The sequence below is a fragment of the Streptomyces sp. genome, from assembly GCF_019510245.1.
GTDB lineage: Bacteria > Actinomycetota > Actinomycetes > Streptomycetales > Streptomycetaceae > Streptomyces.
Genome location: NZ_JAEKKT010000221.1, coordinates 19,489 through 33,896, shown reverse-complemented (window position 1 = coordinate 33,896; position 14,408 = coordinate 19,489). Strand labels below are relative to the sequence as shown.

Annotated in this window: 13 protein-coding genes and 1 tRNA gene; 6 read left to right on the top strand and 8 right to left on the bottom strand. The window is 72.8% G+C overall.

What is annotated here, in order from left to right:
* On the top strand, positions 1-1,377 hold a 1,377-nt coding region (locus tag JF597_RS44095), incomplete at its 5' end, for a tetratricopeptide repeat protein (protein ID WP_366916529.1).
* Positions 1,378-1,646: 269 nt separating this feature from the next.
* Here the strand turns inward: JF597_RS44095 and hppD are convergent.
* A complete protein-coding gene (gene hppD / locus JF597_RS44090; RefSeq protein ID WP_294010054.1) occupies positions 1,647-2,795 on the bottom strand; it encodes a 4-hydroxyphenylpyruvate dioxygenase in 1,149 nt (382 codons plus the stop codon).
* A gap of 121 nt (positions 2,796-2,916) precedes the next feature.
* On the opposite strand from hppD, the gene JF597_RS44085 reads away from it, so the two are divergent.
* Positions 2,917-3,393, top strand: coding sequence for an Lrp/AsnC family transcriptional regulator (locus JF597_RS44085; protein WP_294010051.1), 477 nt, complete (start codon positions 2,917-2,919; stop codon positions 3,391-3,393).
* Between the two features lie 5 nt (positions 3,394-3,398).
* Here JF597_RS44085 and JF597_RS44080 read toward each other — a convergent pair whose 3' ends face one another.
* The 4 genes from JF597_RS44080 to JF597_RS44065 form a co-directional block, all read right to left on the bottom strand.
* A complete protein-coding gene (locus JF597_RS44080) occupies positions 3,399-4,187 on the bottom strand; it encodes a S16 family serine protease (RefSeq protein ID WP_294010048.1) in 789 nt (262 codons plus the stop codon).
* 90 nt (positions 4,188-4,277) lie between these two features.
* On the bottom strand, positions 4,278-4,919 hold the full coding sequence (locus JF597_RS44075) for a helix-turn-helix domain-containing protein (RefSeq protein WP_294010045.1): 642 nt from the start codon (positions 4,917-4,919) through the stop codon (positions 4,278-4,280).
* Positions 4,920-5,289: 370 nt separating this feature from the next.
* Positions 5,290-7,089, bottom strand: coding sequence for a DEAD/DEAH box helicase (locus tag JF597_RS44070; RefSeq protein WP_294010042.1), 1,800 nt, complete (start codon positions 7,087-7,089; stop codon positions 5,290-5,292).
* 177 nt (positions 7,090-7,266) lie between these two features.
* A complete protein-coding gene (locus JF597_RS44065) occupies positions 7,267-8,697 on the bottom strand; it encodes an MFS transporter (protein ID WP_294010040.1) in 1,431 nt (476 codons plus the stop codon).
* Between the two features lie 192 nt (positions 8,698-8,889).
* Between JF597_RS44065 and JF597_RS44060 the strand changes: the two genes are divergently transcribed.
* A tRNA-Cys gene (locus JF597_RS44060) sits at positions 8,890-8,961 on the top strand.
* A 77-nt stretch (positions 8,962-9,038) separates the two neighbouring features.
* On the opposite strand, the gene JF597_RS44055 is transcribed toward JF597_RS44060, so the two are convergent.
* Complete coding sequence (locus JF597_RS44055) at positions 9,039-9,605, bottom strand: DUF3566 domain-containing protein (RefSeq protein WP_294010037.1); 567 nt, start codon at positions 9,603-9,605, stop codon at positions 9,039-9,041.
* A 222-nt stretch (positions 9,606-9,827) separates the two neighbouring features.
* Between JF597_RS44055 and JF597_RS44050 the strand changes: the two genes are divergently transcribed.
* From JF597_RS44050 to JF597_RS44040, 3 genes are read left to right on the top strand one after another with little or no spacing between them, the layout of a single operon-like run.
* Positions 9,828-10,667 (top strand): type II CAAX endopeptidase family protein, encoded by an 840-nt coding sequence (locus tag JF597_RS44050; protein ID WP_294010034.1) that lies wholly within the window; start codon positions 9,828-9,830, stop codon positions 10,665-10,667.
* The gene (locus tag JF597_RS44045; RefSeq protein ID WP_294010031.1) at positions 10,664-11,830 is read left to right on the top strand and encodes a histidine kinase; all 1,167 of its coding nucleotides are present in this window, start codon (positions 10,664-10,666) and stop codon (positions 11,828-11,830) included. Before JF597_RS44050 ends, JF597_RS44045 begins: the two co-directional genes overlap by 4 nt.
* Positions 11,827-12,522, top strand: a complete 696-nt coding sequence (locus JF597_RS44040) for a response regulator transcription factor (RefSeq protein WP_294010028.1) — start codon at positions 11,827-11,829, stop codon at positions 12,520-12,522. Before JF597_RS44045 ends, JF597_RS44040 begins: the two co-directional genes overlap by 4 nt.
* Positions 12,523-12,562: 40 nt before the next feature.
* Here JF597_RS44040 and JF597_RS44035 read toward each other — a convergent pair whose 3' ends face one another.
* Positions 12,563-13,732, bottom strand: coding sequence for an SUKH-4 family immunity protein (locus tag JF597_RS44035; RefSeq protein ID WP_294010025.1), 1,170 nt, complete (start codon positions 13,730-13,732; stop codon positions 12,563-12,565).
* Positions 13,733-13,877: 145 nt separating this feature from the next.
* The gene (locus JF597_RS44030) at positions 13,878-14,408 is read right to left on the bottom strand and encodes an AAA family ATPase (protein ID WP_294010115.1); all 531 of its coding nucleotides are present in this window, start codon (positions 14,406-14,408) and stop codon (positions 13,878-13,880) included.

Genomic DNA, 14,408 nt, shown 5'->3' with positions numbered 1-14,408 from the left:
GGCGTGGCGGCCGGCGGCACGCTGATGCTGTGGCCGCGCGAGCCGCACCGCGCGGCGCCGGCCCAGGCGGCCGGCCCGCGGGCCCAGGCGGCGGCGCGGGCGGCGGCGGTCGCGGCGGCGCAGGCGGCCGTCCTCGACGGGCTGCCCGCCGCCCTGCCCGACCTGACGGCGCTGATCGGCGCCCGCGAGGCGCGGGTGCGGGCGCGGCCGAAGGACGCGGCGGCCTGGGCGGTGCTCGGGGCCGCGTACGTCGAGCGGGCGCGCCGGACCGCCGACACCGGCGACTATCCCCGGGCCGAGCGCGCGCTGCAGACCTCCCTCAAGGCGGCCGGCAAGAACACCACCGAGGCGCTGGGCGCACTGGCGGAGCTGGCCGTGGCACGCCGGGACTTCCCGGAGGCCAGGCGGTTCGGCGAGGAGGCGCTGAAGGCCGCGCCGAAGCGGTGGTCGGCGTACCCGGTGCTGATCGACGCGTACAACGGGCTCGGCGACTACAAGGCGGCCCGGTCCGCGCTGGACAAGCTGATGGCGCTGAAGGTGGGGGCGGACGTGAAGCCGGCGGTGATGGCGCGGGCCTCCGCGGTGTACCGGGACCGGGGCTGGCGTGAGGACGCGGTGGCCCAGGTGACCGACGCGGCGGCGGCCGCCCGGACGCCCGCTGAGCAGGCCGCGTATCTGTGCCAGTCCGGGCAGCTGGCCTGGGAGCGGGGCGACCGGGAGGATGCGCTGCGGCACTTCACGGCTGCCGTGCGCCTGGACCCCGACCAGTCGGCCGCGCGGGCCGGGCAGGGGCGGGCGCTGGCCGCGCTCGGCCGTACGCAGGAGGCGCTGACCGCCTACCAGGGGGCGCTCGCGCACCGGCCGACTCCGCAGGTCGCCCTGGAGCTGGGCGAGTTGTACGAGTCGCTGGGGAGGGGGCGGCAGGCGGAGGCGCAGTACGAGCTGATGCGGACGCAGGTGCGGCGCGAGCTGGAGGCCGGAATCGACGATGATCTGGTGATCGGGCAGTACGAGGCGGACCACGGGGACGTGCAGGAGGCGGTGGAGCGGCTGACGGCCGAGTGGGAGCGCCAGCCCGGCATCGAGGTCGCGGACGCCCTCGGCTGGGCCCTGCACCGGGCCGGCGACGACAAGGAGGCGCTGCGCTACGCCTCCGTGGCGACCGACTCGACGAAGGGCGGCGGGGTGCGCAGCGCGCTGTACGCCTTCCACCGGGGCATGATCGAACGCGACCTGGACCTGGAGGCCCCGGCCCGCCGCCACCTCCAGGACGCCCTGCGGACCAACCCGTACTTCTCCCCGCTCCAGATCCCGGCGGCCCACGCCGCCCTCACAGCCCTGGGCAACCAGCCGCCGAACGAGGAACTACCGCAGTAGCACGGCCCCGGCGGCCGGGCACCGCCGGGACACACCGCCGCGGCCGATCACCGTCACGGCGGAAGGAAGGTGGCCGCGGGCCGACGTGCCCGGCCGCAGGGCAGGACAGTGGCCGACGGGCCAGGGGGCACAGGACGGTGGCCGACGGGCCAGGGGGCACAGGCCGTCGACAGGCCCGGGGTCACCCGCTGACAGGCCCGCGGTCACAAGCCGACGGGCCCGCGGTCACCCGCCGACAGGTCTGCGGTCGCAGGCCGACGGGCCGGGGGTCACAGGTTGCCGCGGCGGTCCTGCTCTCGTTCGATGGCTTCGAAGAGGGCCTTGAAGTTGCCCTTGCCGAAGCCCATGGAGCCGTGGCGTTCGATGATCTCGAAGAAGACCGTCGGGCGGTCCTGGACCGGCTTGGTGAAGATCTGCAGCAGGTAGCCGTCCTCGTCGCGGTCGGCGAGGATCTTCAGCTCGCGCAGGGTGTCGACCGGGACCCGGGTGTCGCCGACCCACTCGCCGAGGGTGTCGTAGTAGGAGCCGGGGGTGTCCAGGAACTCGACACCGGCCGCGCGCATCGTCCGTACCGTCTCGACGATGTCGTTGGTGTTGAGCGCGATGTGCTGGACGCCCGCCCCGCCGTAGAACTCCAGGTACTCGTCGATCTGCGACTTCTTCTTCGCGATCGCCGGTTCGTTGATCGGGAACTTGACCTTGAGGGTGCCGTCGGCGACCACCTTCGACATCAGGGCGCTGTACTCGGTGGCGATGTCGTCGCCCACGAACTCCTTCATGTTCGTGAAGCCCATGACCCGGTGGTAGAAGTCGACCCATTCGTTCATCCGGCCGAGTTCGACGTTGCCGACGCAGTGGTCGACGGCCTGGAAGGTGCGCCGGGCGGGCGGCTCGACGATCGGGGCGGCGGCGACGAAGCCGGGGAGGTACGGGCCGTCGTACCCGGTCCGCTCGACGAGGGTGTGGCGGGTCTCGCCGTACGTGGCGATCGCGGCGAGGACGACGGTGCCGTGCTCGTCCTTGAGTTCGTACGGCTCGGCCACCGGCCGCGCGCCGTGCTCGACCGCGTACGCGTACGCCGCGCGGGCGTCCGGGACCTCGATGGCGAGGTCGACGACCCCGTCGCCGTGCTCGGCCACGTGGCGGGAGAGGAAGTGGCCCCACTCGGTGTCCGGCTTGATGACGGAGGTGAGCACGAACCGGGCCGAGCCGTTCTCCAGGACGTAGCTCGCGGTCTCACGGCTCCCGGTCTCCGGACCGGAGTACGCGACCAGCCGCATGCCGAAGGCGGTGGAGTAGTAGTGGGCCGCCTGCTTGGCGTTGCCCACGGCGAAGACGACCGCGTCCATTCCCTTGACCGGGAAGGGGTCGCCCTGCCGGGCGGTCGCAACGGGAGTGTGCTCTGTGGTCTGCGTCATGTCCGAAGGGTGAACCCGCCCCGCAAGGTGTGCAATAGATGTCGTTTCTCCTGGGCAATATGCTCAGTGAAAAGGCGCCATCGGCGAACTTTCTGTACAGGGTGACCATCCGGAGGCGGGCATGGCGATCGATCATCTGGACGGGCGGATCCTGGTGCTGCTGGCGAGGGAGCCGCGCATCGGGGTCCTGGAGATGTCCCGGCGGCTGGGCGTGGCCCGCGGCACCGTGCAGGCGCGCCTGGACCGGCTCCAGTCGAACGGCGTGATCCAGGGGTTCGGCCCCCAGGTGGACCCCGCGGCCCTCGGCTACCCGGTCACCGCGTTCGCCACCCTCCAGATCCGCCAGGGCCAGGGCCCGGACGTACGAGCACACCTGGCGACCGTCCCGGAGGTGCTGGAACTCCACACCACCACCGGCACCGGCGACATGCAGTGCCGGCTGGTGGCCCGCTCCAACGCCGACCTCCAGCGGGTGATCGACCGGGTCGTCGGTTTCGACGGCATCGTCCGGGCCTCCACGGCGATCGTCATGGAGAACCCCGTGCCGCTGCGCATCATCCCGCTGGTGGAACAGGCGGCGGCGGACAGCGACCGGTGAGGGGCTCAGCAGCCGGGGACCTTCTCCCCCTTCTCCAGGGCCACCAGATCGGACACGGCCCCCTTCAGCGTCGTCACCGGCACCAGCCGCAACCCCTTCGGCAACTCCGCCTTGGCGTCCCCGCACTCGCCCTTCGGCACGAGGAACACCGTCGCCCCGTCCCGCCGCGCGGCCTGCGTCTTCAGCGCGACCCCGCCCACGGCCCCCACCGCACCGTCCGCACTGATGGTCCCCGTGCCGGCGATGTTCCTGCCGCCGGTGAGGTCGCCCCCGCTGCCGTTCCCGTCCAGCTTGTCGATGATCCCGAGCGAGAACAGCAGCCCCGCGCTCGGCCCGCCCACATCCGCCAGCTTCAGCGTCACCTTGACCTTGCTCGCGCTCAGGTCGAGGTACTTCAGCGCGGCCTGGGCCGCCGCGTCCTGCGACTGCTGCATCTGCTCGGTGTTGTGCTGCTCGATCTCCTGGACGTTGTCGCCGCTCGGGTAGACCGCGTCGCGCGGCATCACCGCGCGGTCCGTCCGGAACCAGTTGCCGATCACGTCGCCGAGCGAGACCCGCGCGTCCGGCCCGGTCGCCTCGATCGTCGTCATCCGCAACTGCCCGCTGGTCGTGCGGGTGGGCGCCCCGGAGACGGTGATCACCGGGGTGCCCCTGTTGGCGCCGAGCACGTTCGCCGTCATCCCGGGCTGGGCCACCGAGAACGGCAACGGCGCGAAGACGGCCGTACCGATCAGGGCCACGACGGGAACCGCACAGACGGCGACGGCCTGGAGACGCGTGAGACGTGAGAGCACGGAGTCAATCTAACGTGGCGCCCTGTTCAGGCCACCGCCCCGACCCCGCCCACCGCACCGCCCGCGCCGCGCCTCCCCTGCCGGCTCCGGTCAGCGCAACGCCTCCGCGACCTCCCGGGCCGCGTCCATGACCCGGGTACCGACCCGTTCCGGCACCGCGTCGGCCAGCATCACGACGCCCACGCTGCCCTCGACGCCGGTGACCCCGATCAGCGGCGCCGCGGCCCCACTCGCCCCGGCCTCCAGTTCGCCGTGGGTCAGCGTGTACCCGGGGTCGTTCCGCGGCGAGTGCCGGGCGGCCAGGATCGCCTTGCCCGCGGCGCCGCGGTCCAGCGGATGCCGGAACCCGGCCCGGTAGGCCACGTGATAGTCGGTCCAGGTAGGCTCGACGACCGCGACGGCGAGCGCCTCGGTCCCGTCGACCAGCGTCAGGTGCGCCGTCGCTCCGATGTCCTCGGCGAGCGACCGCAGCGCCGGCAGCGCTGCCTCCCGTACCAGCGGATGCACCTGCCGGCCGAGACGCAGCACCCCCAGCCCGACCCGGGCTCGCCCGCCCAGGTCGCGCCGTACCAGCGCATGCTGCTCCAGCGTGGCGAGCAACCGGTACACCACGGTCCGGTTCACGCCCAGTTTGTTGGAAAGCTCGGTGACGGTCAGCCCGTGGTCCGTGTCGGCCAGCAGTTTGAGGACTCTGAGTCCCCGGTCGAGCGTCTGAGAGGTCTCCGCGGTCACGACGCCCACTCCTTAAGTGGTGAGGCCGGCAACCTCCGACGCGGCGGATGCGTCGCCGAGTCCCGTCAGCGACGCGCTTCAGAGGCCGCCGATCGGCATGGCGGCCCGGCGGCTCCGGGCCCAGTCGCTTCACGGCTGCGCTCCGCGGCGGCGCTGCCACGGGGCGTGTGCGTAGCCGGACAGTAGCGGTGCGGGTTCGCTGAGCGGAAGCCTTCGTCCAGAATCCGGTCACGTACCGGTATGGACTACCGCAGTTTGCGGCGGTATGCGCCGACGTGACGCGCCCCTTCAGGGGCGCTGGGGGTACCCCCGGCCGAAGGCTGGGGGAGGAACTGCGCGACCAGCCCCCCACTCACCCGCGGCCGACGAACTACCTCATCCGGGTAGCCCACTCCTGCACCTTGGCGATCCGCTGCCGCAACTGCCCCGCCGTGGCCTCCGCACTCGGCGGCCCCCCGCACACCCGCCGCAGCTCCGTGTGGATCACCCCGTGCGGCTTGCCGCTCTGGTGGACATACGCGCTGACCATCGTGTTCAGCTGCTTCCGCAGCTCCATCATCTCCTTGTGGGAGACGACCGGCCGCCGCTCCGCCGGCAGCTCCAGCAGGTCCGCCTCGGTGTCCGGCTTCTTGCGGCTGTGCGCGATCTGCCGGGCCTGCCGCTTCTGCAACAGCAGCTGCACCTGGTCGGGTTCGAGGAGTCCCGGGATGCCGAGGTAGTCCTGCTCCTCCTCGCTCCCCGGGTGGGCCTGCATGCCGAACTCGGCGCCGTCGTAGAGCACCCGGTCGAAGACGGCCTCGGACTCCAGCGCCTCGAAGGCGAACTGCTCCTGCTCGCCGGTGTCCTCGTCCTGCTCCTTGTTCGCCTCCTCCATCTCCTTCTCGGACTCGGCGTAAGGGTCCTCCTCGCCCTCCTTCTTGGGCTTGTCGAGGGCGTGGTCGCGCTCGACCTCCATCTCGTTGGCGAAGGTCAGCAGATCCGGGACGGTCGGCAGGAACACGGACGCGGTCTCGCCGCGCCGCCGGGAGCGCACGAACCGGCCGACGGCCTGGGCGAAGAAGAGAGGGGTGGAGATGGTCGTCGCGTAGACCCCGACCGCCAGCCGGGGCACGTCGACGCCCTCGGACACCATCCGCACCGCGACCATCCACCGGTCGTCGCCGGCGCTGAAGTCGTCGATGCGCTTGGACGCGCCGGTGTCGTCGGAGAGGACCACGGTCGCCTTCGTCCCCGTGATCTCGCGGATCAGCTTGGCGTAGGCGCGGGCCGAGTCCTGGTCGGAGGCGATGACGAGGGCACCCGCGTCGGGGATGCCCTTGCGCACCTCGGTCAGCCGCTGGTCGGCGGCGCGCAGCACGGCCGGCATCCACTCGCCGCGCGGGTCGAGCGCCGTACGCCAGGCCTGGCTGACCGCGTCCTTGGTCATCGGCTCGCCGAGCCGGGCGGCGATCTCGTCACCGGCCTTGGTGCGCCAGCGCATGTTGCCGCTGTAGCTCAGGAAGATGACGGGGCGGACGACGTGGTCGGCGAGCGCGTTGCCGTACCCGTAGGTGTAGTCGGCGGCGGACCGCCGGATGCCGTCCTGCCCCTCCTCGTACGTCACGAAGGGGATGGGGTTGGTGTCCGACCGGAACGGCGTACCGGTCAGCGCCAGCCGCCGGGTCGCCGGCTCGAACGCCTCCAGGCAGGCCTCGCCCCAGGACTTGGAGTCACCGGCGTGGTGGATCTCGTCGAGGATGACGAGGGTCTTGCGCTGCTCGGAGCGGTTGCGGTGCAGCATGGGCCGCACGCCGACACCGGCGTACGTCACGGCGACCCCGTCGTACTCCCGGCTGAGCGGTCCGGCGCTGTACTCGGGATCGAGCTTGATCCCTATCCTCGCCGCGGCCTCCGCCCACTGCTTCTTCAGGTGCTCGGTGGGGGCGACGACGGTGATCTGCTGCACGACGTGGTGGTGCAGCAGCCAGGAGGCGAGCGTCAGTGCGAACGTCGTCTTCCCGGCGCCGGGCGTGGCCACGGCCAGGAAGTCGCGCGGCTGCTCCTGGACGTACTTCTCCATGGCCGCCTGCTGCCAGGCACGCAGCTTGCTGGCGGTACCCCAGGGCGCCCGGCCGGGGAAGGCCGGCGAGAGGTGGTGGGAGGTGGAAGCGGCGGCGGAGGAAGCAGACATAGGTGTGAGCCCGGAGGGCCCTCCGTTGAGGGTGGTGGCGGGCGACGGGCGGGTGGTAGTCACGGTCTCCGTAGTAAGGGGGTCGGGCGGCTACGTATGACAACCGGGCCACCCTACCGGCGCCCCGTGACTGTCAACGTGCGGACGAGGCCGCCTCACCCCCGGGTGGGACTCACGTCACAGATCACGGAGCCGGGTCGTCACCCAGGCCCCGGCGAGGGCCACCGCCGCCATCGGCAGGAACACCGCGGCGAAGGCGGCCGGGTGCGACCCGGAGCCCGCCCCCGTCATGCTGCCGCCGCCGAGGGAGGCGAAGGCCGCGCCGGCCACGGCGAGCAGGACGACGTTCGAGAGGGCGTCGGAGATCTGCAGGGCCGCGGAGTTGGCGCCGGCCTCGGCCGGGGCGGAGAGCCGGAGCATCAGCACGCTGGCCGAGGCGATCACCAGCCCCATCCCGAAGCAGCCGAAGGCCCAGGCGACGGCGACCGTCCACACCGGCACGCCGGACACGAGCACCGTCGGCGCCGTGGCGACCGCCGCCGCCACCAGCACCATCCCGAGCGTCATCAGCCGCTCGCGGTACGGCTCCATCCGCGGCCGCGCCTGCACCCACGAGCCCACCGCCCAGGTCACGCCGCCCGCCGCCAGCGAGAACCCGGCGAGGGTCGGTGACAGGCCCCGCTGGGTGACGAGCATCAGCGGCACGAAGGACTCGGCGGAGACGAAGGCGCCGGCCGCGACCCCGCGCAGCAGGACGACGGAGGGCAGGCCCCGCACCGCCCGGTACGTTCCGCGGGGCAGCAGCCCGAGCACGGCGGGCACCAGCAGCGCACCGCCGAGCAGTCCGGGTACCACCGACACCCACCGCAGATCCTGGGCCGCGTACTGCAGCAGCCCCGCACCGAGCGAGATACCGAAGGCGAGCCGGATCCGCCGCCGGTCGAAGGCCCCGTGACCCCCTTCTTCCGCCACCGGCCCGCCGGCCCGGCGCCGTATCTGCGGCAGGGCGAGCGCCACCGGGAAGACCACGAGCACCGGGATCCCGAGGAACACCCACCGCCACCCGAGTTGCTCGGTCACCGCGCCCGCGGCCAGCGGCCCGACGATGGACGGCACCACCCAGCCCGCGGCGAAGGCGGCCATGATCGCGGGCCGCAACCGCTCCGGGTAGGCCCGCCCCACCACGACGTACAGCGCGACGATGACCAGCCCGCCGCCGAGCCCCTGCACGGCCCGTCCCGCGATGAACACCCACATGCCCTGCGCGGTCCCGGCCACCACCAGCCCGGCGGCGAAGGCCCCGATCCCCGTCGTCAGCGCCCCGAGCGGCCCCTTACGGTCCGACCACTGCCCGGCCAGCACCATCCCGAACAGGCTGGTCGTGAAGTACCCGGAGAAGGCGAACGCGTACAGCGACACCCCGTCCAGCTCCCGGGCCGCGACGGGCATCGCCGTCCCGACGGCCGTCGCCTCGAAGGCGATGAGCAGCACGACGGACACGATCCCGACACTCAACGCCCGATACGACCGCCCCAGCACACCGCCCGCATCGGCTCTGTCGGGGGTCTCGTCCGCGACAACGGCGTCGCTCGGCTCAAGTGCGGTCATGCCGACCACGGTAAGGCCCGACCCCCACTCTGACCCCTGTCGCAAGCCCCACCCCACCTCCGACCTTGGTCGTACACCCGCCGCCCCGCCCCGTGGCCCCGATTCATGAACGCCGTATGGCAGTCCCGTTGCAGCCCCACCGATCCCCTTGAGCCCCTCCCTCGCAGCCCCGTACGTTCAAGTCACGCACACGGCCGTGTGCCCGAGTGGTTTAGGGACTCGCCTGCAAAGCGAGTTACGTGGGTTCGATTCCCGCCACGGCCTCTGACTGCCTGACCTGGCAGGACGGACGACAGGGCGGCACCTCGGAAGGGGTGCCGCCCTTGTGGCTGTCCGTGCGGTTACGGCTGCCGGGGGCGGGGGTCGGCTTCGGGGCGGCGGAGGCGTGTGGGCAGGCGTGTCAGGAGGCGGAGGGCCTGGGCGGCCGGGGGTGGGTCGGTGAGGTCGCCGGTCAGGGACACTTCGACGCCGCCGCTGAAACGGGCGGTGTAGTTGTACATGAAGCCGCACAGGCAGGCCAGGACGGTGCCGAGGAGGATCTCCAGGGCGACGACGCCCGTCGCGATGATCAGCGTCTCCCACGGGGTCGGCCACTCGCCGGGGGCCACGATGTCCAGCAGCACCGACGTGGCGAGCGCGGCGCCGAGGACGCACACCCCGAGGCCCGTCAGGAAGAAGAAGCTCATCACCGTGACCGACCACGGGTTGGTCCCGGATATGCGCATGCGGGTCGGCCTGCGCGGCGGGCCGTGCGGGAAGGTGTGGTCGCGGGGCGGCGCCGGCTGCGGCGACCCGCGTTCGGGTGCCGTCGGAGTGGGCGCCGTCGGTGAAGTCACCCTGCGGGACGAGATTCTGGGCGCCGGCTTGCGGGCCGTGCCGCGGGTCCTGCTGCGCTTGGTTCGGCTCATGTCCGCTCCTTGGCTGGTCCTCACCTGCGACGTTAGGGGGCGGCGTGCGGCCCCGCATCCCCGGCGGTGACGGTGCGTGACAGGGGTGGCCACCGGTTCGGGGTTGTCCCCCGTGCGAGCTACCGGCAGGTGTCCACTGAGCGGTGACGATTGCGGGGCGGCCGATCCGTAGCGTTCGGGCCAGTCGCGGCGCCCGGCCGCGGATCCTGTGAGGGAGTCATCATGAGGCTGGTCTGGCAGCTCCTGGCGGTCGCGGCGGTCGCCTTCGTCGGGGGGCAGGGTGTCGCGGCGGTGCAGGGAAACTGGTTCCTCACCCTGGTCCTCGGCCTGCTCACCGCCGTGGTCGCGGTGCTCGTCTACGGGTGGGTGGTACGGCGGACCGAGCACCGGCCGAGCGTCGAGGTGGGGCGGGAGGGGGCCCGGGCGGCGTTCGGGCGCGGGGCGCTCATAGGCGTGGCGACCTTCGCGTGCGTCATCGGGAACATCGCCTTCCTCGGGGACTACACGGTCCACGGCGCGGGGTCGGTGACGGGTGCGGTGGGGGTGGTCGGGTACATGGCCGCCGCCGCGGTGACCGAGGAACTGCTCTTCAGGGGCGTGCTGTTCAGGATCGTCGAGGAGCGCACCGGCACCTGGATCGCGCTGGTGTCCACCGGGGTGCTGTTCGGGATGATGCATCTGCTCAACAAGGACGCGACCGTGTGGGGCGCCCTGGCGATCGCGATCGAGGCCGGCGGCATGCTCGGCGCCGCGTACGCCGCCACCCGCACCCTCTGGCTGCCGATCGGCCTGCACTTCGGCTGGAACTTCGCCGAGTCCGGCATCTTCGGCACCGAGGTCTCCGGCAGCGGCGGAGCGCAGAAGGGCCTGCTGGACGCCACCACCTCGGGGTCGCGGCTCGTCACCGGCGGGCAGTTCGGGCCGGAGGCGAGCCTGTACTCGGTACTGCTCGGGCTGCTGGTGACGGCCGCGTTCCTCTGGCTCGCCGGGCGGCGGGGGCATCTGATGCCGCGTCGGCGCCGGGACGTCCCGGCCGGTGCCGTCGCTACACTGCCCCGGTGATCAGTCCCCGTCGGGCGCCCGGCTGGTGGCGCCGGCTCGACGTCACGGTCCGTGATCTGCCGCTCGGGCTGCTGCTCCTGGCCGGGTCGTTCCTGCCGCCGCTGTACGGCAAGGGGACCCAGGTCGGAGACGTGCCGACCCGCCCCTTCGACGCGCTGACGATCGCGGTGCTCGGCCTGGAGTGCCTGCCGCTCGCCGGGCGCCGGCGGTGGCCGGCGATCTCCCTGGCGCTGGTCTGCCTCGGCTTCGCCGTCGACCAGCTGCGCGGCTACCACTCGGTCGCGGGCAGCGCACTGCCGCTCGCCCTGATCAGCACCGGCGCCCATCTGGAACGGCACCGCCGGGCCACCGCCCTGGTGGGCTCCGCGGCCTACGTGCCGTTGGCGGTCGCGCTGTACCGGCTGGGGTCGGGGGGCGAGACGGCGAGCGGGTTCGTGACGTTCTACCTGGCGCTGGTCCTCGCCTGGGGCATCGGGGCGTGGCTGCGCTCCACCCGGGCGGCGGAGGCGGAACGGCGGCGGCGCGTCGCCGAGGACACCCGCACCGCCGAACGCACCCGTATCGCCCGCGAGTTGCACGACGTGGTGACCCACCATGTGACGGCGATGGTCGTGCAGGCGGAGGCGGCGCGGTATCTGACCGCGGCGCCGGACCGCCTCGACCAGACGCTGACCGCCGTCACCGACACCGGTCGGCGGGCCATCTCCGACCTGCGTCATCTGCTCGACCTGCTCAATCCCGACCACGGCACCGACACCGGTGGCGGCAGGACGCCGCCCGCCGGCCGGCTGCTCACGCTCGTGGAGCAGACGCGCCGGGCCGGGCAGCCGGTGGAGTTCACCGAGGAGGGCACGCCGGCCCCGTCGGCGGGCAGCGCCGACCTGGTGGCCTACCGGGTGGTGCAGGAGGCCCTGACCAATGCCCTCAAGTACGCCCACGGCAGCCGTACTTCGGTCCGGGTGCGGCATGGCGGGAAGGAGATCACGGTGGAGGTCGGCACGGACGGGTCCGGCCCGGCCACGGCGTCCCCGGGCGGCAGCGGGCGGGGCCTGGCGGGTCTCCGGGAACGGGTGGCCGTGCTGGGCGGCGAGTTCAGCGCGGGGCGTGCGGACGACGGCCGCTTCGTCGTCCGGGCCCGGATACCCGCGGGGAGCCCGGCGTGAGCGGGGGGACCGCCGTCGGCGGCGGTGGTGGCGAGGCGCCGATCCGGGTCCTGGTCTGCGACGACCAGGTACTGGTCCGCACCGGGCTCGCGACGATCATCGACGCCCAGCCAGACCTGGAGGTGGTGGGCGAGTGCGGGGACGGGCAGGCCGCGGTCGACCTCGCCGGCCGGCTGCGCCCGGACGTCGTCGTGATGGACGTCCGGATGCCGGTCCTCGACGGGATCGAGGCCACCCGGCTGCTCGCCGGTGCCGGGGTGCCGCATCCGGTGAAGGTGCTCGTGGTGACGACGTTCAACCTGGACGAGTACGTCTACGAAACCCTGCGCGCCGGCGCCAGCGGCTTCCTGCTCAAGGACGCGCCGCCGGACCGGCTGCTGCACGGCATCCGGACCGTGGCCACGGGCGCGGCCCTGCTGGACCCCGAGGTGACCCGGCAGCTCGTGGGCCGCTACGCCGCCCGGATCCGCCCCGCCGACGGCGGCTCCCCGAACGACGTCCCGCTGACCCCGCGCGAGCTGGAGGTGCTGCGCCTGATCGCGGACGGCCTCTCCAACGGCGAGATCGCCGCGGCCCTCGTGATCAGCCCGGAGACCGTCAAGACCTTCGTCTCCCGCATCCTCACCAAACTGGGCCTGCGCGACCGTGTCCAGGCCGTCGTCTACGCCTACCGCCAGGGCCTGGTGACCTGACCGGCCGCCGCCGCCCCGGCCCCCAAGCCGCCCGGCCCCGCTACAGCACCCCGCCGGCCTCGTCCTGGAACAGCTCCGTCCAGTAGTGCCAGTCGGCGTCCGTCGTGACCGGGGTGGGGTCGATGGTCGCAAGGGTGTGCAGCATGGTCGCGGCGAGCTGGTCGTAGGCCTCGGTGGTGAGTTCGTGGCCCAGGTGCTCGTCGATGGTGCGCTCGTGGTGCAGGAGCCAGAGGGTGTACGCGAGCGTGGAGATGTCCGTGTTGAGGGGGTAGAGGGCCGCCTCGGGCTCGGAGAAGTTGAGGATCGCGCCCGTGGAGCCGTCCACGACGAGGCTGTTGTCCTCGACCAGGTAGCCGAGGCGTATGAGCCGGTCGGCGTGGGCCGGGAGGTCGTCCGCGGAGAAGCCGCCGGTGTGGATGTCGGTGAAGTACTCCCAGAGGGTGGGGAGCGGGGCGTCCGGGTCGAGGTGGAAGACGACCGCGTCCTCCGGGAGACCGCTCTCGCGCAGGAAGCGGCGGGTCGGCTCGTGGGTGAGCGTGGGCGGGAAGTCGACCTCCTCGAAGCGGGCCACCCGGCCCTGCCCGAACTCCTGGTCCAGGAGCCGGGCCGGCAGGTCGACGGCCAGCCCGGAGTCCGTGCCGGGGCCAGCGACGAGGCTGAGGGGGCGGATCAGGGCCGTCGCCTTCCAGTACGGCGGGACGCGGCCGGCCGTGCCCTCCTCGAAGAGCTCCAGGAGCCTGCGGGAGGCCTCGGTCGCCGCCTTCGTGCCGTGCGTCCCGGCGAGGGAGGCGAAACGGCCGCGCAGGCCCGTCAGTTCCTCGGTGACCGCGGCGAAGCGCAGCAGGGTCTCCAGCGAGGGGGCCAGCGGGCGCGGGTCGGTGGGGTCGATCAGGTAGGCCGTGCTGATCTCGCCGGTGCCGCCGTCGAGGAGGATCGACTCGGTGTCCAGGCCGGCCGGGGCCAGCAGCTCGCCGATCACCAGGCGGTCCCGGAGCTCCTCCGCGAGCCGGGCCGGGCCGTCCGTGACGTCCGCCAGGGTGCGCAGGCCGACCGTGCGCAGCGGTTCGAACGTCAGCAGGCCGCCGCTGTCGGGCAGTCCGGGGCCGGTGAGCCGGCTCCGGGTGGGTTCGTGCGTGATGTACCGGTCCAGTTCGGCCTCGGTCAGCGTGATCGCCGTCGCCCCGCTGCCGGTCGTGCTGGTCGTGCTCATCGCCGCCCCCGCGATCAGATAGTTCAAAAAACTCACGTCGTATGAGAAGTCTGAGGGAAAGTCCGGTGGAGAGTCCGTCGGACGGGTGTCCCCCACTGACCAGAACACTACGCCGCGGCACTGACAACGCCCCGCAGAAGAGACGTCAGACGACCCTCGACCGTTCCGTCCCCGCGAGAATCGCCTGCACCGTCTGTTCCACGGTGAGCGCCGACGTGTCCAGCCACAGTCCCAACGGCTGGGTGCGCAGGCGGAGTTCCGCGTCCAGATCGGCGATCGTCCAGGCGGGCCCGTACCCGCTCTTCGACCGCCCGGCCTCCCGCTCCGCCACCGCCTCGGGGCTGGGGGCGAGGACGACGACGTGCAGGGGGCGGGTGCGGATCCGCTCGACGTACGACGCCAACTCCGGGCCCAGCAGCACGTCCTGGACGATCGCCGTGAAGCCCGCCTCGGCATAGGCGTCTGCCGTGGCGGCCGACAGGCGGTAGCGGAGGTGGAGTTGGGCGGTGGCCTCGGCGGTGGCGTCGGGTGTGCAGTCCTGGCGCCCCGAGACGATCATGCGGCGGAAGAGGTCGCCGCGGACGTGGGCGGCCCGGGGCAGCCGCTCGGCGAGCGCCTGGGCGACGGTCGACTTGCCCGAGGCCATCACTCCCGCGATGACCACGACCCCGGACAG

Excerpts from the sequence above, each read along its gene's own strand:
- hppD (WP_294010054.1), bottom strand. The coding sequence starts at position 2,795 with ATGACGCAGACCACAGAGCACACTCCCGTTGCGACCGCCCGGCAGGGC.
- JF597_RS44085 (WP_294010051.1), top strand. The coding sequence starts at position 2,917 with ATGGCGATCGATCATCTGGACGGGCGGATCCTGGTGCTGCTGGCGAGG.
- JF597_RS44070 (WP_294010042.1), bottom strand. The coding sequence starts at position 7,089 with ATGTCTGCTTCCTCCGCCGCCGCTTCCACCTCCCACCACCTCTCGCCG.
- JF597_RS44065 (WP_294010040.1), bottom strand. The coding sequence starts at position 8,697 with ATGACCGCACTTGAGCCGAGCGACGCCGTTGTCGCGGACGAGACCCCC.
- JF597_RS44055 (WP_294010037.1), bottom strand. The coding sequence starts at position 9,605 with ATGAGCCGAACCAAGCGCAGCAGGACCCGCGGCACGGCCCGCAAGCCG.
- JF597_RS44050 (WP_294010034.1), top strand. The coding sequence starts at position 9,828 with ATGAGGCTGGTCTGGCAGCTCCTGGCGGTCGCGGCGGTCGCCTTCGTC.
- JF597_RS44035 (WP_294010025.1), bottom strand. The coding sequence starts at position 13,732 with ATGAGCACGACCAGCACGACCGGCAGCGGGGCGACGGCGATCACGCTG.